17 protein-coding genes are annotated in these 19,385 nt (G+C 66.8%); 9 read left to right on the plus strand and 8 right to left on the minus strand.

The features are described from left to right. Nucleotides 1-747 carry a DUF429 domain-containing protein gene (locus A5697_RS16830; protein ID WP_067947756.1) on the plus strand — a complete coding sequence of 249 codons (747 nt, stop codon included), beginning with the start codon at nt 1-3 and terminating at the stop codon, nt 745-747. On the opposite strand, the gene A5697_RS16835 is transcribed toward A5697_RS16830, so the two are convergent. Then, nucleotides 681-1,343, minus strand: coding sequence for a TetR/AcrR family transcriptional regulator (locus A5697_RS16835; RefSeq protein WP_067947758.1), 663 nt, complete (start codon nt 1,341-1,343; stop codon nt 681-683). The two genes, A5697_RS16830 and A5697_RS16835, sit on opposite strands and share 67 nt — an antisense overlap. Before the next feature lie 73 nt (nt 1,344-1,416). Between A5697_RS16835 and A5697_RS16840 the strand changes: the two genes are divergently transcribed. Both A5697_RS16840 and A5697_RS16845 read left to right on the plus strand, forming a co-directional pair. Beyond that, entirely contained in the window at nt 1,417-2,334 is a 918-nt protein-coding gene (locus tag A5697_RS16840; RefSeq protein ID WP_067947759.1) for an alpha/beta hydrolase-fold protein, read from the plus strand. A gap of 75 nt (nt 2,335-2,409) precedes the next feature. Next, complete coding sequence (locus A5697_RS16845) at nt 2,410-3,993, plus strand: gamma-glutamyltransferase family protein (RefSeq protein ID WP_067947800.1); 1,584 nt, start codon at nt 2,410-2,412, stop codon at nt 3,991-3,993. Here A5697_RS16845 and purD read toward each other — a convergent pair. Then, the gene (gene purD, locus A5697_RS16850; RefSeq protein WP_067947761.1) at nt 3,990-5,258 is read right to left on the minus strand and encodes a phosphoribosylamine--glycine ligase; all 1,269 of its coding nucleotides are present in this window, start codon (nt 5,256-5,258) and stop codon (nt 3,990-3,992) included. The two genes, A5697_RS16845 and purD, sit on opposite strands and share 4 nt — an antisense overlap. Before the next feature lie 24 nt (nt 5,259-5,282). Beyond that, nucleotides 5,283-5,714, minus strand: coding sequence for a MarR family winged helix-turn-helix transcriptional regulator (locus A5697_RS16855; protein WP_231972090.1), 432 nt, complete (start codon nt 5,712-5,714; stop codon nt 5,283-5,285). Nucleotides 5,715-5,773: 59 nt separating this feature from the next. Between A5697_RS16855 and A5697_RS16860 the strand changes: the two genes are divergently transcribed. Then, nucleotides 5,774-6,859, plus strand: coding sequence for an aldo/keto reductase (locus A5697_RS16860; RefSeq protein WP_068011439.1), 1,086 nt, complete (start codon nt 5,774-5,776; stop codon nt 6,857-6,859). Between the two features lie 7 nt (nt 6,860-6,866). Here A5697_RS16860 and A5697_RS16865 read toward each other — a convergent pair whose 3' ends face one another. After that, nucleotides 6,867-8,204 (minus strand): serine hydrolase domain-containing protein, encoded by a 1,338-nt coding sequence (locus A5697_RS16865; protein ID WP_231972091.1) that lies wholly within the window; start codon nt 8,202-8,204, stop codon nt 6,867-6,869. Nucleotides 8,205-8,227: 23 nt separating this feature from the next. On the opposite strand from A5697_RS16865, the gene A5697_RS16870 reads away from it, so the two are divergent. Then, nucleotides 8,228-11,539, plus strand: a complete 3,312-nt coding sequence (locus A5697_RS16870) for a LuxR C-terminal-related transcriptional regulator (RefSeq protein ID WP_082953444.1) — start codon at nt 8,228-8,230, stop codon at nt 11,537-11,539. On the opposite strand, the gene A5697_RS16875 is transcribed toward A5697_RS16870, so the two are convergent. Genes A5697_RS16875 through A5697_RS16890 form a run of 4 tightly spaced genes read right to left on the minus strand, consistent with a single transcriptional unit; the run spans nt 11,536 to nt 15,124 of the window. Then, complete coding sequence (locus A5697_RS16875; protein WP_068011440.1) at nt 11,536-11,976, minus strand: carboxymuconolactone decarboxylase family protein; 441 nt, start codon at nt 11,974-11,976, stop codon at nt 11,536-11,538. The genes A5697_RS16870 and A5697_RS16875 overlap by 4 nt on opposite strands. Beyond that, entirely contained in the window at nt 11,976-12,833 is an 858-nt protein-coding gene (locus tag A5697_RS16880) for an NAD(P)-dependent oxidoreductase (protein WP_068011441.1), read from the minus strand. Before A5697_RS16880 ends, A5697_RS16875 begins: the two co-directional genes overlap by 1 nt. 46 nt (nt 12,834-12,879) lie before the next feature. Continuing rightward, nucleotides 12,880-13,629, minus strand: coding sequence for an SDR family oxidoreductase (locus A5697_RS16885; protein WP_067947767.1), 750 nt, complete (start codon nt 13,627-13,629; stop codon nt 12,880-12,882). A 25-nt stretch (nt 13,630-13,654) separates the two neighbouring features. Continuing rightward, a complete protein-coding gene (locus tag A5697_RS16890; RefSeq protein WP_068011442.1) occupies nt 13,655-15,124 on the minus strand; it encodes an aldehyde dehydrogenase in 1,470 nt (489 codons plus the stop codon). A gap of 219 nt (nt 15,125-15,343) precedes the next feature. On the opposite strand from A5697_RS16890, the gene A5697_RS16895 reads away from it, so the two are divergent. The 4 genes from A5697_RS16895 to A5697_RS16910 are packed head-to-tail and all read left to right on the plus strand — an operon-like array spanning nt 15,344 to nt 19,382. Next, a complete protein-coding gene (locus A5697_RS16895; protein WP_068011443.1) occupies nt 15,344-15,982 on the plus strand; it encodes a TetR/AcrR family transcriptional regulator in 639 nt (212 codons plus the stop codon). After that, nucleotides 15,979-17,205, plus strand: a complete 1,227-nt coding sequence (locus A5697_RS16900; RefSeq protein ID WP_067947773.1) for a cytochrome P450 — start codon at nt 15,979-15,981, stop codon at nt 17,203-17,205. The genes A5697_RS16895 and A5697_RS16900 overlap by 4 nt, the downstream gene beginning before the upstream one ends. After that, on the plus strand, nt 17,206-18,030 hold the full coding sequence (locus A5697_RS16905) for an SDR family oxidoreductase (RefSeq protein ID WP_068011444.1): 825 nt from the start codon (nt 17,206-17,208) through the stop codon (nt 18,028-18,030). Next, entirely contained in the window at nt 18,027-19,382 is a 1,356-nt protein-coding gene (locus tag A5697_RS16910) for a cytochrome P450 (protein ID WP_067947777.1), read from the plus strand. Before A5697_RS16905 ends, A5697_RS16910 begins: the two co-directional genes overlap by 4 nt. Nucleotides 19,383-19,385 lie beyond the last annotated feature (3 nt).

The following is a 19,385-nucleotide window of genomic DNA, read 5'->3' on the forward strand; positions in this document are numbered from 1 at the left end:
ATGTACTTCGCCGGCGTCGATCTCGCCTGGGCCGGGCGCAATCCCACCGGGGTCGCGGTCGTCGACGCCGGGGGCCGCCTCGTGCACATCGACGCGGTCGGCGACGACGCGGCGGTGCTCGCCGCCTTGTCGCCCTATGTGCGGGGGCAGTGCCTGGTGGGATTCGACGCGCCGCTGGTGGTGACCAACCCGACCGGCCAGCGACCCGCCGAAGCGGCGCTCAACCGCGACTTCCGCAAGTTTCAAGCCGGGGCGCACCCGGCCAACACGGCGAAACCGGAATTCGCCGACGGTCCGCGTGCGGCGCGACTGGCGCGCGCCATGGGCCTCGACATGGACCCGCGGTCACCTGCGTCCCGGCGTGCCATCGAGGTCTACCCGCATCCGGCAACCGTGGTGCTGTTCCGGCTGGTACGAACGCTCAAGTACAAGGCGAAGCCCGGCCGCGGCGTCGATCAGCTCAAATCCGAGCTGCTCTTGCTGATGGACGGCATCGAGAAGCTCGCGCACGCTGCGGTGCCCTTGCATGTGGCGGGCAATGAAGAGTGGGCCAGGCTGCGCAAACGCGTAACCACCGCCGAGCGCAAAAGCGAGCTGCGCCGCGCCGAGGATCCCGTCGACGCCGTCGTCTGCGCCTATGTGGCGCTCTATGCGCAGCGCTGTCCGGCGGACGTGACGATTTACGGCGACTTCGCCACCGGGTACATCGTGACGCCTTCGCTGCCGGCCGACCGCACGGGCCGCTGATCTATGGGGGCAAGCACCTCGATGAGATCGACCACCGTCCCCAGCGCCGCCGCGCGGGGATCGCGGCCCTCGACCAACGCGGACACCACGGAGCCGTCGACCGCACAGATCAGCGTGCACACCAGCTCGATGTGCACCGTGCGGCCCGATCGCTCGATGGCCTCGGCGACGGCCTCGGCGCGCTGCCGCAGGCTGCGACGCATGGTCTCGCGCAATGCGGGCAGCCGGGTGCACGCGATGTGTCGCTCGTAGCGCGAGATCAACTGGTCGCTGAGTCCGGGGCTGGACACGTCGCCGACAAGCAGATCGACCAACACCTCGGCGATGGTCTCCGGTCCGCGGCGCCGGCGGGAAAGGGCGGTAACCCGCGACCGCAGCTGCGCCACCTCGATCATCGCGATGTGTTCGACCGCGCGCGCGATCAAATCATCAAGGGACGAGAAGTAATACGTAGTGGACGCCAACGGCAGTCCGGCCCGTCGAGCGACCGCGCGGTGACCCACGGCATCGAATCCGCCTTCGGCAAGCAGCTCGGCGGCGGCGCTAACGAGCGCATACCGCCGACGTTCTCCCTTAGGAGTGACTGCTGCCGTCACGAGTAGCCATCGTGCCAGCCAAAGTGGTACTGCATTGCCATTTCGGCCAAACGGCCCGCCGGACCAACATGGCATGATGGCCCGCATGCCCGACTTGAGCCGCCGCGCCCTGCTGGGTCTCGGCGCCAGCGCCGCCGCGGGTGCGGCGGGCACGTACGCGCTCGACATCCTGTTCAAGCCCCGGCCATCTCAAGCCATGCCGCTCTCACCGGCCGGCACCCAGGCGCCGCTGGCGCCGCCGCCGGCCCCACCTCTGGAACCGGCTCCCCCGGGTCAGCCGGCGCCCACCATGGTGACGGGTTCCTTCGTCTCGGCGGCGCGCGGCGGGATCAACACCAATTGGGCCATCGCACGACCGCCCGGACAAACGAAGACGCTGCGACCGGTCATCGCGCTGCACGGCAAGGGCAGCGACGCATCCACGGTGATGGCCGGCGGTGTGGAACAGGGCCTGGCCCAAGCCGTCAACGCGGGCTTGCCGCCGTTTGCGGTGGTCGCCGTCGACGGTGGCGGCAGTTATTGGCACAAGAGGGCGTCCGGCGAGGACAGCGGGGCCATGGTGCTCGACGAGCTGATCCCGATGTTGAGCGGCCAGGGCCTGGACACCTCGCGGGTGGCGTTCTTGGGCTGGTCGATGGGCGGCTACGGCGCATTGCTGCTCGGGGGCCGGCTGGGTCCGGCGCGCACCGCGGCGATCTGCGCGGTCAGTCCCGCGTTGTGGCTCTCCTCCGGCGCGGCCGCGCCCGGTGCCTTCGACGGGCCCGACGACTTCGCGGCGAATTCGGTGTTCGGGATGCCCGCGTTGGGGTCGATTCCCATTCGGGTCGATTGCGGCGACAGCGATCCGTTTTACGCCGCGACCAAACAGTTCATCGCGCAACTGCCGCATCCGCCAGCGGGTGGTTTCTCACCCGGCGGGCACAACGGGGAGTTCTGGAGTTCGCAGCTGCCCGCCGAGCTGACCTGGATGGCGCCGCTGCTGACGGCGTAAGTGCGCTTGGCCGCCGAGAGTCACGCTGGCGCGGCGCTGGGCACCGAGTGTGCCGCCGGCGCTACGCTCGCGAAGGTGACGGCACCTTTCGATTGGGAGTTCCCCTACGCGTGGCCGCGCAAGCCCATGCTGGCGGAAAACGTTGTGTGCACGTCACAACCGCTGGCAGCCCAAGCGGGCCTGCAGATGCTCGCCGAGGGAGGAACCGCGGTGGACGCGGCCATCGCCACCGCCATCGCGCTCACGGTGGTGGAGCCCGTCTCCAACGGCATCGGCTCGGACGCCTTCGCCATCGTGTGGGACGGCCGGCAGTTGCACGGGCTTAATGCGTCTGGCCGTTCGCCCGCGGCCTGGACGCCGGAATACTTCGGCGGCAACGCCGTTCCCGTGGTCGGCTGGAATGCGGTCACCGTGCCGGGCGCGGTGTCGGCGTGGACCGAACTGCACGCCAAGTTCGGCAAGCTCGAGTTCGAAAAGCTCTTCGAGCCCGCAATCCGCTACGCCCGCAACGGTTTCCTGCTCTCACCGACCGTCGCGGAGCAATGGGCGGCGCAGATAGCGCTGTTCGAAAGGCAGCCCGGGTTCGCCGGCGCCTTCATGCCCGACGGGCGGGCGCCCGAACCCGGTGAGCGGTTCAGCTTTGCCGAACAGGCCACCACGCTCGAGAAGATCGCCGCAACCAACGGCGACGCGTTCTACCGCGGAGAGCTGGCCGCTCAACTCGAGGCGCACGCGCTGGCCAACGACGGCGCGATGCGCGCCAGCGACCTCGCTGCTCACCGCGCCGACTGGGTGGGCACCATCAGCGGCACCTATCGCGGGTACACCGTCCACGAGCTCCCGCCCAACGGTCACGGGATCGTGGCGCTGATCGCCCTGGGAATCCTGCAGCACTTCGACATGGGCTCGTTCCCAGTCGATTCCGCGGACAGCGTGCACCTGCAGATCGAGGCGGTGAAGCTGGCCTTTGCCGACGCGCAGGCCTACGTCGCCGACATCGAGCACATGCCGGTCCGCCCGGAACACCTGCTGGACGCCGACTACCTGAGGCAACGCGCGGCCCTGATCGATCGTGCCCGGGCGAGGCCGGCGTCAGCGGGCGCTCCGAGCGGGGGAACCGTGTACCTGACCGCCGCCGACGCCGCGGGGATGATGGTGTCGATGATCCAGTCGAACTACATGGGGTTCGGGTCCGGTGTCGTGGTGCCGGGCACCGGGATAGCGCTGCAGAACCGTGGTGCGAATTTCGCTGCGGCCGAAGGACACCCGAACCGGGTTGGGCCGGCCAAACGGCCATACCACACGATCATCCCGGGCTTTGTCACCAAAGACGGCGCTCCCGTGATGAGCTTCGGCGTGATGGGCGGAACGATGCAGCCTCAGGGTCACACGCAGGTGATGGTGCGCATCGCCGACCATGGACAGAATCCGCAGGCCGCGTGTGACGGCCCGCGGTTTCGGTGGGTGCAGGGCATGCAGGTCAGCTGCGAGAAAGGCTTCCCGGCCGCGACGCTGGACGAGCTTCGCCGCCGCGGACATGACCTGGTTGCCGTGGACGACTACAACCAGTTCGGCAGCTGCCAGGCGATTTGGCGGCTCGACGGCGGCTATTTCGCGGCGAGCGATCCCCGCCGCGACGGCCAGGCCGCGGGTTTCTAGACGTTGATCTTGCCCTCGGCCGCCAACAGCGCGATGTCGCTTCGAAAGTGGCTGCCCGGCAGTCGGATCGACCGCATCAGCTGGTAGGCCTGCGATCGCGCGGCGGCGAGGTCGGCGCCGGTGCCCACCACCGATAGCACGCGGCCACCCGACGAGATCACCTCGCCGTCATCGCGGCGCGCCGTGCCCGCGTGCAGCACCCCCTCGGCTTCCGAGCCGGCGACGACGTCCCCGACCCGAGGGCGCCCGGGATAATTCTCCGCCGCCAGCACCACCGTGACGGCCGCCCCCTTTTGCCAGCGCAGATCGCCGAAGTCGGCCAGCTTGCCGGTGCCCGCCGCGTACAGCAGCTGCCCGAGCGGCGATTCCAGCAGCGCCAGCACGGCCTGGGTCTCCGGATCGCCGAAGCGGCAGTTGAATTCGACCACGGCCGGACCGTTGGTGGTGATCGCAAGTCCGACGTACAACAACCCGCAGAACGGGCTGCCCCGCTGAACCATTTCCGCCGCAACGGGTTCCACGATATTGCCGACGATGTCCCGGTATACCTCGTCGGGAAGCCACGGCACCGGCGCGTAGGCGCCCATGCCGCCGGTGTTGGGTCCGGTATCGCCGTCACCGACACGCTTGAAGTCCTGCGCCGGCAGCAGCGGCACCACGGTCTCGCCGTCGACGACGCAGAACAGCGACACCTCCGGGCCGTCCAAATATGACTCCAGCAACACCGGGTGGCCCGCCTCGAGCAGTCCGGCGGCGTGCGCGCGGGCGACGCCGCGGTCCGCGGTCACCACTACGCCCTTGCCCGCGGCCAGCCGGTCGTCCTTGACCACCCAGGCGGGGTCGCCCGCGGGAGGCCCGAACCGATCCAGGGCGGCGTCCAAATGCGCCGGGCTGTCAACGGTTTCGCTGGCCGCGGTGCGAACTCCGGCCGCGGCCATGACCTCCTTGGCGAACGCCTTGGAGCCCTCGATGCGGGCGGCGTCCTTGCTGGGCCCGAAGCAGACGATGCCGGCGGCGCGCAGTGCGTCGGCCACCCCCAGCACCAACGGCACCTCGGGACCGATCACCACCAGGTCGGCACGCAGCTCGCGGGCCAGGGCGACTACGTCGGAACCCGACGTGATGTCGACGTCGTGCTGCTCGGCCACGCGGGCGGTACCGGCGTTGCCGGGAGCGACGAATAGTCCCGTGACCTGGGGGTCTTTCCGAAGCGCCAGCAACAGCGCATGCTCTCGTGCACCCGAACCGATCACCAGAACTCGCACGACACGTCAGACTAGCCCAGGCGTTCAGACGATTCGCTCCAGCAGGCCTTTCAACTCTTTTTGCTGCGCCGCAGTGAGGCGTCCGAGACGCTTGTTGAACTCGTCGGACAGCAGCGCCAACCCGTCCGCGGCGGCCTTGCGCCCGGCGGGGGTGAGCAGTAGTCGATGTCGCCGCAGATCGGAGGCGTCGATCTCACGGCGCACAAATCCCGCGGCCTCGAGTCGTTTGAGGTAGACGGTGACCGTCGCCTTGGGCATGCTCAACGTCGCCGCCAGTTCGGCGGGGTAGGGATGCTCGTCGATCTCGGCGAGCAGGAACAGCTCCTTGGATTCGAGCCCCAGCGCGCAGATGTCGGCCTCCGCGCACGAGATGACCGACAGCAGCACGCGGTAGTTCAACGACCAGATCTTGGCCGCGTCGATCGCCGGCATCGACTTGCCCGATCGTTCAGACATGAACTAGTTTAGGATGGAACAATCCCATAATCGAACAATTTACCAGGAAGGCGGCCCTCATGCCCCTGGATCAGTACGTGACACTCGGACGCTCCGGATTGCGCGTCAGCCGGTTGTGCCTGGGCGCCATGACGTTCGGCGAAGACCTCGGCTGGGGCACCAGTGTCGAAGAGTCCCAACAAATCATCGACCGTTACACCGAACTTGGCGGCAACTTCATCGACACCGCCAACTTTTACACCCGAAGCCATTCCGAGAAGATCATCGGCGACCACATCGGTCGCAACACCGCCCGCCGGGACCGCTTGGTGATAGCCACTAAATTCAGCGGCAACCTGTATCCGGGTGATCCCAACGGAGGTGGCTCCGGCCGTAAGTCCCTGATCAACGCTTGCGAGAACTCCCTGCGGCGCCTGCAAACCGATTACATCGACATGTACTGGCTGCACATTTGGGACGTGAACACTCCGATCGACGAGACGATGTCGGCGCTCGACGACCTCGTCCGCGCCGGAAAGGTCCGCTACATCGGCGTTTCGGACACCCCGGCGTGGAAGATCGCCGAGGCCAACCTCATCGCCCGGTTCCGCGGCTGGTCGAGCTTCGTCGGCCTGCAGGTCGAGTACTCGCTGTTGGAACGCTTCATCGAACAAGAACTGGCCCCGATGGCAGCGGAGTTCGGGCTCGGCATCACGCCCTGGTCGCCGCTGAAGAGTGGCGTGCTCAGCGGAAAGTACACCCGAGCCAATGCCGGCCAACGCGGCGCCGATCGCGGCGCGATGGTCGACGCATTCCTCAACGAGAAGACCTATGCGCTGATCGACGAACTCGAAGGCATCGCGAAGGCGCACGAGACGAACGTCGCCAGCGTCGCACTGGCCTGGGTGCTCGCGCAGCCCGCCGTCTCCTCGGTCATCATCGGGGCGCGCAGGCTCTCGCAACTCGAGGACAACGTCCGCGCCGTCGACGCGAACCTCAGCGCCGATGAACTGGCCCGGCTAACCGCGCTGACCAAGCCGAAATTCGGGTTCCCGCACAACATGCTGGAGATGGCGCCCGGCATCATCAACGGCGGAACGTCGGTCAACGGCGGCCGTGCGCCGATCTCCGAGTACGTGATGCCCGAAGGTGGCCGGCCTTACTGATACCTGCTCAGCCGAGGCCCTGATAGATCAGCCGGGTGTATTTGCGCGTGCGCTCGGTTCCGGCCGAAGTGACTTGCCCCATCTTGTTCATCACATAAGCGAATGTGGTGCGCCGGTCGGGGTGCATGACCGCCATGGAGCCGCCCCAGCCGCCCCAGTAGCAGACCCTCTCGTCGGGAATGTCGGGCACCGCCTCCGGATGGGGCAGGGCGAATCCGATGCCCCACCGTGCAGGCATGGCCAGCACCAGGTCGGTGCCGATGGCCTGCTCCTCGAAGATCAGGTCGATGGTGTCGGGGCCGAGGATCTGTATCCCACTGGCCATGCCGCCCAACGCGATTGGCGAGAGAGCACGGACCAGTGAACGGGCGTTGGCGTGTCCATTGGCCGAGCCGATCTCCGCGCGGCGCCATGCGGTCGTCTCGGCTGCCAGCGCGGTTTCCGAAGCCGGCGGAATGGCGGCGAACGTCTTGTACATCGGATGGTCATGGGGAATCGCGTCGAGCGGGACGTCCAGCGGCGGGGGCGGAACCAGTTCGGCGATGCGGTGGTCGTCCTCGGGCCGCGCACCGATCTGCAAATCAGCGCCCAGCGGCTCGGCTAGCTCCCGCTGCACAAACTGCTTCAGCGTCGTGCCGGTGACCCGGCGGACGATCTCGCCTACGAGGTGGCCGATGGTCACGGCGTGGTAGCCGGAGGCAGTGCCGGGTGGCCACCACGGCGCCTGAGCTGCAAGTTGGGAAGTGGCTTTCTTCCAGTCGTAGACGTCCTCGAGGGTGAAGGGCATCTCCCAGCCGGACACCCCGGAGGTATGGCTGAGGATGTGGCGCACTTCGATGTCCTGCTTCCCGTTCGCGGCGAACTCGGGCCAGTACTTCGCCACCGGGGCAAACGGATCGATGAGACCGCGGTCGACGAGCATCAGCGCCGCCAAAGCGGTGACATTTTTTGTGGACGAGAAGACGTTGACGATCGTGTCTTCCGACCATTCACGGGTTTTCGCCTTATCGGCATGTCCGCCCCAGATGTCCACGACGAGCTCACCGTCGACATCGATGGCGATCGCGGCACCGAGTTCGCCGCCGGTCGTGACCTCCTCGGCCAGGGCGGCGACGAGATCCTCGAAGCGGCTGTCGTAGTGGCCGTGGAGCACACCCGTCGTGAAGTGCGCGTCGATCGAGTCGCGGCCGCCGGCAATGCCTGTCTGGCTGTTCATCTGTGACCTCCTCGAGTCCATGAACTCACTGTGGGACGTGGGAAGCCGAAGAACATTGGTCAAAGGGCCTAGATTCCGGTCGGTGCGGCCGGCTGGGCATATAGGCGTTTCTGCTGATGTTTGCTGCATGCGATTGACTCACGCTGGCTAACATGACTGAGACCGAGCGGTGCGTCGATACGCCGCGATTGAACTGGAGCGATTTGGCTTTGAGCGAGCTCCCGACGGGGACGGTGACGTTGCTGCTGGCCGACGTCGAGGGCTCGACGCGGTTGTGGCAGACCCAGCCCGGCGAAATGCGCGCCGCAATTGCGCTCTTGGACCGAGCAGTATCGGACCTGGTGGCCAAGCACAACGGAGTGCGCCCGGTCGAGCAAGGCGAGGGCGACAGCTTCGTTGTCGCCTTCGCCCGCGCCAGCGACGCCGTCGCATTTGCGCTGGACCTGCAACTCACGATGCTTTCCCCGATCCATCTGCGAATCGGCGTCCATACCGGCGAGGTGCAACTGCGCGACGAGGCAAACTACATCGGACCGACCATCAACCGCGCCGCGCGGCTGCGCGACCTGGCTCACGGCGGACAGACGGTCCTGTCCGCCACGACAAGCGATCTGCTCGCCGACGGGCTGCCGGCCGACGCGTGGCTGCTTGACCTCGGCATCCACGCATTGCGGGACCTCCCCCGACCGGAACGGGTCACGCAGCTATGCCATGCCGACCTCCGCAACGACTTCCCCCCGCTACGCGCACCGAAAAGCACCGGCTCGAACCATCTCCCGCCGCAACTCACGAGTTTCGTCGGCCGCGACGCCGAAATAGACACCGTTCGGCGGCTCATCGCCGACAACCGGTTGGTGACCCTCACCGGCGCCGGTGGCGTCGGGAAGACGCGGCTGGCGCTACAGGTCGCAGCCAAGGCGGACGGCGATTTCGCGGACGGGGTGTGGTACGCCGACCTCGCCCCCATCACCACCCCCGACGTTGTGCCGCTCGCGGTGACGCGCGCGTTGGGGCTGCCCGACCAGGCCGGGCGTTCGACGATGGACACCCTGACCCGTGCCATCGCGGGTCGGCACATGCTGCTCGTGTTGGACAACTGCGAACACGTAATCGACGCCGCCGCGGCGATGGTCCTCGCGCTGCTGGGTGCCTGTTCCGCCGTCCGGATCCTCGCCACCAGCCGGGAACCGATCCGGGTGGCAGGAGAGACCGCCTGGGGGGTGCCCTCCCTGTCTCTCAGCGACGAGGCGGTGGCGTTGTTCATCGACCGCGCCCGCCATGTACGCTCGGATTTCAGTGTGACCGAAGGTCATTCGGCCACGGTGACCGAGATCTGCCGACGCCTGGACGGCATACCCCTGGCGATCGAGCTGGCTGCCGCACGGGTACGTGCGCTGTCGTTGACACAGATTCTCGACAGCCTGCATGACCGGTTCCGGCTGCTGACCGGCGGGGCGCGAACGGCGGTACGCCGCCAGCAGACGCTGCGCGCGTCAGTCGACTGGTCGCACGCGCTGCTCACCGAGCCCGAACGGGTCCTCTTCCGCCGCGCGGCGGTGTTCCTTGGCGGATTCGACCTCAATGCGGCGCAAGCGGTTTGCGCCGAGGGCGAGATCGAGCGCTACCAAACCCTCGATCAGCTCACGCTGCTCATCGACAAGTCACTCATCGCCATCGAAGACGGCGACCTAGGGTCGCGATACCGGATGCTGGAGACGGTTCGCCAGTATGCGCTGGAGAAGCTCGGCGAGGCCGGCGAGGCCGACGCGGTGCGCGCCCGCCACCGCGACCACTATGCGGCGCTCGCGGCGGAACTCGACGCGCCAGGGCGCATCGATCATCAGAGCCGGATCGAGCAGGCCACGGTCGAGATGGACAACCTGCGTGCGGCATTCGCCTGGTGTCGTGAAAACAACGAGATCCCGGCGGCTTTGCACCTCGCATCGGCGTTGCAAACGCTGTGGACCACTCGCGGCCGCGTGCGGGAGGGAACTGCCTGGTTCGACGCGGCGCTCGCTGACGCCGCCGCGCACGGCGTGGAGGTGCCGCTCCCCATTCGGGCCCGAGCACTCGCGGACAAAGCCACACTCGAGGGCGCGCAAACCATCCACGAAAACATGGACGAGGCGTTGGAGGCGTTGGCGCTCGCCCGCGAAATCGGCGAGCCGGCGCTGCTGGTTCGCGCGCTCGCCGGTTGCGGGATTATCTTCGCCTACGACGCGGTTGCTGCCGACACCTATTTCAGGGAAGCGCTCGGACTTGCCCGCATGGTGGGCGACGACTGGAGTTTGAGCCAGATCCTGGCGTTTCAAGCCTTCGCGGCGGTCACGGGCAAAGGCGACCCGATCGAGGCGCGCGCCGCAGGCGAAGAAGGCCGCGACATCGCTGACGCGATCGGCGACGGCTACGCCTCTCGCGGGTGCCGGTGGTGTATCGGGTTGTCGCAGTGGTGGGAAGGCGATCTGGCCGGGGCCGTAGCACAATTCCGGGAGCTGGTCGCCGAGTCTGGTGCCGCCCACGACGAAACGTGGCGGATGGCCAGTCTGGTCAGCCTCGGCCACATGCTCGCCTATACCGGCGACACCGCTTCGGCCCGGGCCGCCGCGGATGCGGCCGTGGAAGCCGCCCGCGACCTCGGTTCGTTCAACCAGGGTTACGCCTACGCGGCTTTGGCCGATGCGGCGCTGGCGGCGGGTGATGTTGCCGCATCCGCGAGCGCCGCCGACGCGGCGTGGCAGCGCTTGAAGGTTCAACCCGAACTGGCTGTCGTCAACGTCATTCCGCTGGCGGAGATCGCGCTGGCATTGGCGGACCTGACGGGGGCGCGCCGTTGGGCCGACGATGCCATAGCTGTAGCCCCCGGCGCGCATCGGGCATTCGCACTGACCAAGCGCGCCCGCGTCGCGATCGCGCAAAGCGATTGCGAGCAGGCGCAACGCGACGCGCACGATGCGTTGAGCGCAGCGGTGGACCTCAACGCGCACTTCGTCATTCCCGAGGTCTTCGAATGCCTCGCGACACTTGCCATTGGTGGCGGTGCGAACCGAGAAGCCGCACGCCTGCTGGGAACGGCAAAGGCGCTACGCGACCGCACCGGTTATGTGCGCTTCAAGATCTACGACGATGCCCACGAGGCTTCTGTGGCCGGCCTGCAGGAGGCTATGGGCGACAAAGACTTCGAAGAGGCATGGGCCGAAGGGGAGGCGCTGTCCGTGACGGAGGCGATCGCATATGCACGACGCGGACGCGGTGAGCGCAAACGGCCGGCGACCGGCTGGGCGTCACTGACCCCCGCCGAGATCAACGTGGTGAAACTCGTGAGCGAAGGGCTACCAAACAAGGACATCGCCGCGCGCCTCTTCGTCTCGGCACGCACCGTGCAAGCGCATCTCAGCCATGTCTACTCCAAACTGGGCGTCAGCTCGAGAGTGCAGCTGGCGCAGGAGGCTTCGCGCCACGCCTAGTCGGCGGCCTTGTCCCCGGAGTGCATCTTCAACGCGGCGTCAACGTTGGCCTTCTTGTCCTCTCCGGCACCCTTCGCGGCGGCCTTCTTCCGCTTCGCGACGACGGCGTCGACGGCACCGTTGAGCGCGGAACCGAGGGGGAACCCGAGGTAGTGGGTGAGAAAGACGGCCATCTCCTTGAGCTCCGTCTCGGTGAGCTCCCCGTTGAGCAACGCGGCGTTGATCTGAATCTCGGCCAGGTCGCGGTTGCCGATCGCGGTCACTGCCGTCAACGTCATGATGCGCTTGTCGCGCATCGACAATCCCGGTCGCGTCCAGATGCTGCCGAACAAGTGGTCGACGGTCAGGTCGAAGTAAGCGTCGCCCTCGATGTTGGGCATCTCCCAGCCGTAGACCTCGTTCATCTTCGCGAGGCCCTTGCGGCGAAGTTCGTCCATCACGCCTCTTTCTCTGTGTGTGGCATCCCGAGCCCGGCCGCCAGCCCCTCGTGCGCCAACCGGGCCAGCGGCAGATCCACCGACACCGCCTCGCCCAGGACCAGCGCCAGGCTCAGGTCTTTCTCTCCCAGCCCGCGGGTGTGCAGGAACGGCTGGTACAGGAAGTGTTCCGGCTCAAGGTCTTTCATGTCGTCACGGACCATTATCGCGCCGGGCCCGCCGGTGAGGGCATCGGTGTGACGCACCACCCGACCCAGCGCCTGCAGATCCAGTCCCGCCGCCTCCGCCAGTTTCATGGCCTCACACGCCGCAACATACGACGTGAAAGTCAACATGTTGCGGGCCAGCTTCATTCGGGTCCCAGCGCCGGGCTCACCGGCGTGGATGACGACCGCCGCCCAGTGTTTGAACGCCGGCTTGATCCGCTCGTATACCTCCCGATCAGCCCCCACCATGGTGGCGAGCTCGCCCTTCGCGGCGGCCGCGGCGCCACCGCTGACCGGTGCGTCCACGACATGGATGCCGTGCGGCTTGAGGTCACTGGCCAGTTCCGCAGCCGTGGTATCGCTGATGGTCGAGTGGATCGCGATGACCGTGCCCGGCTTGGCGTGGGCGGCGAGCTCGCCGACGACCTCGCGGACCTGCGCGTCGTCGAGGACGGTGACGTGGATGATGTCCGCGGCGGCGACGTCGGCGACGCTGTCCGCCAGGCGGGCTCCCTTCTCGACCAAAGGCGTCATCGCCTCGGTCCGGATGTCGTAAACCGTCACCCCGCCGGGCCATTCGGTCATCTTCGTGGCCATCGGCGCACCCATATTGCCCAGGCCGATGTACCCGAGCTTCAAGTCACTGGTCATATGCGCCGCTCCTTCTCATCGCTGCGCTCTGCATCGTCGCCGGCGGTCATGACCGGATTATCTGCCCGCCGTCAACGTTGAAGATTTGCCCCGTGATCCACGACGCCTCATCGGAGAGCAAGAACAGGCACATCCCGACCAGGTCCTCGGGAGTCCCCATGCGCGACAAGGGAAGACCCTTGACGATGTCGGCGACCATCTCCTGCGGCGTCGTGGTTCGGTTTGCCTCAGTGTCGATGGGCCCTGGCGCGATCGCGTTGATCCGGATGTTCTGGCCACCCAACTCACGGGACAGCTGCTGGGTCAGGCCGTTCACCCCGGCCTTGGCCAGGCCGTAATAGTTCGAGTACAGCCACGCCGCCGTGGACGACTGGTTGACGATCGCCCCGCCGCCGCGCTTGGCCATCTTCTTATAGACCGCGCGGGTGCACCACAACGCGCCGTCGAGGTTGACGCTCATGAACTTCTTGTAGTACTCGGGATCGATGGTGAGCAGGAAGTCCAGCTTCATGCCCCCGAAGATCGCGGCGTTGTTGACCAGATAGTCGATGCCGCCGAACTCGGCGAGCGCGCGGTCGGCCATCGCCTTCGCCGAAGCCGGGTCGGACACGTCGACCGGCACCGCCAGGGCCGTACCGCCGTCGGCCACAATCTGCTTGGCCACCGCCTCGGCCGCCTCGGATTTGATGTCGGCCACGACAACCGCGGCGCCTTCACGTGCCAGGGCCTCGGCGTAGGCCTGCCCGATGCCGCCGCCCGACCCGGTGACGATGGCGACTTTGTTCTCAAACCGCATGCTCTCGAGCTCCTCTAGTTGACCTTTAACCGACTGAAGTCGCGATGGTCTTGATCTCCAAGTACTCCTCGAAACCGGCCCGACCCATCTCTCGACCGTTTCCGGACTGTTTGTAGCCGCCGAAGGGGGCATCGGCCGAATACCACACGCCGCCATTGACATTGATGGTCCCCGCGCGGACCCGCGCGGCAACTCTCGCCGCCCGATCCGGATCGGCGCCGAATACGGTGCCCGACAAGCCATATGGCGAGTCGTTGGCGATGCGCACCGCGTCGTCGTCACCGTCGTGCGGAATCACCGTCAGCACCGGGCCGAAGATCTCCTCGCGCGCGCAGCGGGCGTCGTTGCCCAGCCCCGCGATCACGGTGGGCTCGATGAAGAAACCGACGTCGCGGTCGGACGGCCGGCCACCCCCGCACGCGAATGTGCCGCCCTCGGCGATGGCCGAGTCCAGGTAGCCCTGGATCCGATCGCGCTGGCGCGCCGAAATCACGGGCCCACAGATCGTTCCGGGGTCGGTGGGGTCGCCGGCCTTGATGCCGCCCATCGTTGCGGCCGCGATGGCTACAGCTTCGTCATACTTGGCCCGCGGCACCACCAGCCGGGTGGTGATCGCGCATCCCTGCCCGGCATGCATGCACACCGAGAACCCGGCCACGCCCACGGCACTGCTCAGGTCGGCATCGTCGAGGACGATGAACGCCGACTTGCCGCCGAGCTCGAGGAAGACCTTCTTGATGGTGGCGGCACCGTCGGCCATCACGCTGCGGCCGGTTGCGGTCGACCCGGTGAACGAAACCATGTCCACCCGAGGGTCTTTGGCCAACAGCGCACCCACGCCGTGGTCGCTGGAGGTGACGATGTTGATGACACCGGGCGGGAAGTCGGTGTGCTCGGCGATGAGTTCCCCCAAAACCGCGGCGCACCATGGGGTATCGGGGGCGGGCTTGAGGACGACGGTGTTCCCCGCGGCCAACGCGGGCCCGATCTTGGCGAGGTTGATCTGGTGGGGGAAGTTCCACGGGGTGATCGCACCGACGACGCCCACGGCCTCACGGGCGATGGTGCGCCGGGTGGGGATGCCCATCGGCGACGCCACGCCGAGATCCTGGTTGTAAACGTAGGATTCGGCGGTATCCGCCGCGAACGCGAGGTCGTTGACCGGAACTTCGAGCTGGGCGATGCTGGTGAGCATCCGCGGCGCGCCGACCTCGGCGATGGTCAGGTCGCGCAGCTCTTCGAGGTGCTGCTGCATCGCCTCGCGCAATTGACGCACGCACCGCACCCGCAACTCGGTGTCCCGCGACCACTCCGTCTCATCGAAGGCGCGCCGCGCGGCGTCGATGGCGCGGCCCATGTCGTCGGCGTCGGCGTCCGCCGCGACCCCGAGCACCTCCTCGGTCGCGGGGTTGATCGTCGGGAACGTGCCGGTGCTGCCGGGCGACATCTTCCCGTCGATGAAAAGTGCGCTCACGCCGTCGGCCAACAAGGCCATCTCCCGCTCCCGTCTCTGCGACCAATCGAGCACGCGAAATCTCAGTGAACTTCAGTGGACACTTGTCCGATATTCTCCGATGGAACCATAGCCGTCCGGCTGTCGGCGGTGCAAGGGTCGATCGCGATCGGGGCGGCCGCCGCCCGAAAACACGACATTAAGCCGCATCTTTGCGGATCGGGGTTGCTTCCGGCGGAGTCGGTCCGATAGCTTGGACATGTGTCCAGCGATGCACTGGTGACGACCAAGTCCCAGGCCGATCACCAGGCCGGCCGGCCCACGCGGAACCGCCGGCAGGAGGAAACCTTCCGGAAGGTGCTCGCGGCGGGCATCGAGACGCTGCGTGAGAAGTCGTACGCCGACCTGACGGTGCGCGCGGTGGCAGCCCGCGCCAAAGTCGCCCCGGCCACCGCTTACACCTACTTCTCGTCGAAGAACCACCTCATCGCCGAGGTCTACCTCGACTTGGTGCGCCAGGTCCCCTACTTCACCGACGTCAACGACCCGATGCCCACCCGGGTGGAACAGGTGTTGCGCCACCTGGCCCTGGTGGTCGCCGACGAGCCCGAGGTCAGCGCCGCGTGCACGACGGCGTTGCTCAGCGGAGGCGCCGAGCCCGCGGTGCGGGCCGCGCGCGACCGGATCGGCGCGGAGATCCACCGTCGCATCGCATCCGCGATCGGCCCCGCCGCCGACCCCACCGCCGTGTCCGCGCTGGAGATGTCGTTCTTCGGCGCGCTCGTCCAGGCCGGAAGCGGCGAATTCACCTATCGCGAGATCGCCGACCGGCTGGCCTATGTGGTCAGGCTGATCCTCACCGGCGCCGGAGAGACTAGCCAGGAGACAAGCACCGAATGACCATCCATGTTGGCGACCACGAGCTGGTCCTCGATCCGTACGACTACGACTTCCACGAGGACCCGTACCCGTACTACAAGCGCCTCCGCGATGAGGCCCCGCTGTATCGCAACGAGAACCTGAACTTCTGGGCGTTGTCGCGGCACCAAGATGTGCTGCAGGGGTTCCGCAACAGCACGACGCTATCCAACAAGTACGGCGTCTCGCTGGACCCGGCATCGCGCGGGCCGCACGCATCGAAGACGATGTCCTTTCTGGCGATGGACGATCCCGCACATCTGCGACTGCGGACGCTGGTGTCAAAAGGCTTCACCCCCAGGCGAATTCGGGAACTCGAACCCCGGGTCACCGAGATCGCGGTACAACACCTGGACACGATGCTGGAAAAGGCCAGGTCTTCAGCGGACGGCACCGTCGACTACGTCGACGAGTTCGCCGGGAAGCTGCCCATGGACGTCATCTCGGAATTGATGGGTGTCCCCGAACCGGATCGAGTTCAGGTGCGCGCCTGGGCCGACGGGGTGATGCACCGCGCGGAGGGCGTCACCGACGTGCCGCCGGAGGCCGTCGAGGCCTCCATCAACCTGATCGTCTACTACCAGGGGATGGTCGCCGAGCGGCGCAAAAAGCTGACGGATGACCTGACCTCGGCGCTGCTGGAAGCCGAGATCGACGGCGACCGGCTCACCGACGAAGAAGTCCTCGGCTTCATGTTTCTGATGGTGATCGCCGGCAACGAGACGACCACCAAACTCCTTGCCAATGCCGCATTCTGGGGGCACAAAAACCCGGATCAGCTGACTCCGGTCTATGCCGACCTGTCGCTGGTGCCGCTGTGGGTCGAGGAGACCCTGCGCTACGACACGTCCAGCCAGATCCTGGCCCGCACCGTGTCCGGGGAGCTCACCCTCTACGACACGACCATTCCCGAGGGCGACGTCTTGCTGCTGTTGCCCGGTTCCGGCCATCGCGACGAGCGGGTCTTCGACAATCCCGACGACTATCTGATCGGGCGCGAAATCGGGCCCAAGCTATTGAGTTTCGGTAGTGGCGCACACTTCTGCCTGGGCGCGCATCTGGCGCGGATGGAAGCCCGGGTCGCGCTCACCGAGTTGTTCAAGCGAATCCGCGGATATCAGGTGGACGAGGCCAACGCCGTCCGCGTCCACTCCAGCAATGTCCGCGGATTCGCTCACCTACCGATGACCGTGGAGGTCCGCTGAATGCCCCGCTTTGACCCCCTGCCCGAACGCCGGCCGGCCATCGTGGCCGGCGCCTCGTCCGGCATCGGAGAGGCCACCGCCATCGAACTCGCGGCGCACGGCTTCCCTGTCGCGCTTGGTGCCCGCCGAGTCGAGAAGCTCAACGACATCGTGGGCAAGATCAACGCCGAAGGCGGCGAGGCCGTCGGATTCCACCTGGACGTCACCGACCCGAACTCGGTCAAATCCTTTGTTGCACAGTCGGTCGATGCACTGGGCGAGATCGAGGTGCTGGTGGCCGGCGCCGGCGACACGTACTTCGGCAAGCTCGCGGAGATCACCACCGACGAGTTCGAGTCGCAACTGCAGATCCACCTCGTCGGCGCCAACCGGCTGGCCGCCGCGGTGCTGCCGGGCATGCTGGAGCGCCGGCGTGGCGATTTGATTTTCGTCGGCTCCGACGTGGCCCTGCGCCAGCGGCCGCACATGGGTGCCTACGGCGCGGCGAAGGCCGCTCTCGTGGCGATGGTCACCAACTTCCAAATGGAGCTCGAGGGCACCGGCGTGCGGGCCTCGATCGTGCACCCCGGCCCGACGAAGACCTCGATGGGCTGGAGCCTGCCGGCCGAAAAGATCGGCCCCGCACTGGAGGACTGGGCCAAGTGGGGCCAGGCCCGCCATGACTACTTCCTGCGCGCGGCGGACCTGGCGCGCGCCATCACGTTCGTCGCCGAGACACCGCGCGGCGGGTTCATCGCGAACATGGAGCTTCAGCCCGAAGCCCCGTTGGCTGACAAGAAAGATCGACAGAAGCTCGCACTCGGCGAGGAGGGAATGCCGTCATGACAACCACCGCGATTGTTCCGCGGGTTTCCGGCGGTGCGGAAGAGCATGGTCACCTCGAGGAATTCCGCACCGACCCAATCGGTCTGATGAAGCGCGTCCGGGAGGAGTGCGGCGACGTCGGCTGGTTCCAGCTGGTCGACAAACACGTCATCCTGCTATCGGGCGCGGGCGCCAACGAATTCTTCTTCCGCTCCGCCGACGAGGATCTGGACCAGGCCGAGGCGTACCCGTTCATGACGCCGATCTTCGGCAAGGGCGTCGTCTTCGACGCCAGCCCCGAGCGGCGCAAGGAGATGCTGCACAACTCGGCCCTGCGCGGCGAGCAGATGAAGGGCCACGCCAGCACCATCGAGGGCGAAGTCAAGAAGATGATCGCCGACTGGGGCGACGCCGGCGAGATCGAGCTGCTCGACTTCTTCGCGGAGCTGACCATTTACACCTCGACCGCCTGCCTGATCGGGCTGAAGTTCCGTGAGCAGCTCGACCACCGCTTCGCGGAGTACTACCACGAGCTGGAACGTGGCACCGACCCGCTGTGCTACGTCGATCCCTACCTGCCGATCGAGAGCTTCAAGCGACGCGACGAGGCACGCGTCAAACTCGTTGCGCTGGTGCAGGAGATCATGGACCAGCGGCTGGCCAATCCGCCGAAGGACAAGGCCGACCGGGACATGCTCGACGTGCTGGTCTCGATCAAGGACGAAGATGGCAATCCGCGGTTCTCCGCCGACGAGGTCACCGGGATGTTCATCTCGCTGATGTTCGCCGGGCACCACACCAGCTCGGGAACCTCGGCGTGGACGCTGATCGAATTGATCCGCCATCCCGACGTGTACGCCGAGGTGCTCGCCGAGCTCGAGGAGCTCTACGCCGACGGCCAAGAGGTGAGTTTCCATGCGCTGCGGTCGATTCCGAAGCTGGATAACGTGGTCAAGGAGACCCTGCGGCTACACCCGCCGCTGATCATTCTGATGCGGGTGGCTCAGGGCGAGTTCGAGGTCGAGGGCTTCGGAATCCACAAGGGCGACTACGTCGCCGCGTCCCCGGCGATCAGCAACCGGATCCCCGAGGACTTCCCCGATCCGGACGCCTTCAAGCCCGACCGCTACAACAAGCCCGAACAGGCCGACATCGTCAACCGGTGGACCTGGATTCCGTTCGGCGCGGGGCGGCACCGGTGCGTCGGCGCCGCTTTCGCCCAGATGCAGATCAAGGCGATCTTCTCGGTTCTGCTGCGCGAGTACGAATTCGAGATGGCGCAGCCGGCCGACAGCTACCACAACGACCACTCCAAGATGGTCGTCCAGCTCGCGCGGCCGGCGAAGGTCCGCTACCGCAAGCGCCAGAAGTAGGTT

This window comes from Mycobacterium sp. E3251 (assembly GCF_001666835.1).
Taxonomy (GTDB): Bacteria; Actinomycetota; Actinomycetes; order Mycobacteriales; family Mycobacteriaceae; genus Mycobacterium.

What these genes read in the sequence shown, in the direction of transcription:
- A5697_RS16830 (WP_067947756.1), top strand. Translation starts at nt 1, where the DNA reads ATGTACTTCGCCGGCGTCGATCTCGCCTGGGCCGGGCGCAATCCCACC.
- A5697_RS16840 (WP_067947759.1), top strand. Translation starts at nt 1,417, where the DNA reads ATGATGGCCCGCATGCCCGACTTGAGCCGCCGCGCCCTGCTGGGTCTC.
- A5697_RS16855 (WP_231972090.1), bottom strand. Translation starts at nt 5,714, where the DNA reads ATGTCTGAACGATCGGGCAAGTCGATGCCGGCGATCGACGCGGCCAAG.
- A5697_RS16860 (WP_068011439.1), top strand. Translation starts at nt 5,774, where the DNA reads ATGCCCCTGGATCAGTACGTGACACTCGGACGCTCCGGATTGCGCGTC.
- A5697_RS16865 (WP_231972091.1), bottom strand. Translation starts at nt 8,204, where the DNA reads ATGCAGCAAACATCAGCAGAAACGCCTATATGCCCAGCCGGCCGCACC.
- A5697_RS16870 (WP_082953444.1), top strand. Translation starts at nt 8,228, where the DNA reads ATGACTGAGACCGAGCGGTGCGTCGATACGCCGCGATTGAACTGGAGC.
- A5697_RS16875 (WP_068011440.1), bottom strand. Translation starts at nt 11,976, where the DNA reads ATGGACGAACTTCGCCGCAAGGGCCTCGCGAAGATGAACGAGGTCTAC.
- A5697_RS16880 (WP_068011441.1), bottom strand. Translation starts at nt 12,833, where the DNA reads ATGACCAGTGACTTGAAGCTCGGGTACATCGGCCTGGGCAATATGGGT.
- A5697_RS16885 (WP_067947767.1), bottom strand. Translation starts at nt 13,629, where the DNA reads ATGCGGTTTGAGAACAAAGTCGCCATCGTCACCGGGTCGGGCGGCGGC.
- A5697_RS16890 (WP_068011442.1), bottom strand. Translation starts at nt 15,124, where the DNA reads ATGGCCTTGTTGGCCGACGGCGTGAGCGCACTTTTCATCGACGGGAAG.
- A5697_RS16900 (WP_067947773.1), top strand. Translation starts at nt 15,979, where the DNA reads ATGACCATCCATGTTGGCGACCACGAGCTGGTCCTCGATCCGTACGAC.
- A5697_RS16905 (WP_068011444.1), top strand. Translation starts at nt 17,206, where the DNA reads ATGCCCCGCTTTGACCCCCTGCCCGAACGCCGGCCGGCCATCGTGGCC.
- A5697_RS16910 (WP_067947777.1), top strand. Translation starts at nt 18,027, where the DNA reads ATGACAACCACCGCGATTGTTCCGCGGGTTTCCGGCGGTGCGGAAGAG.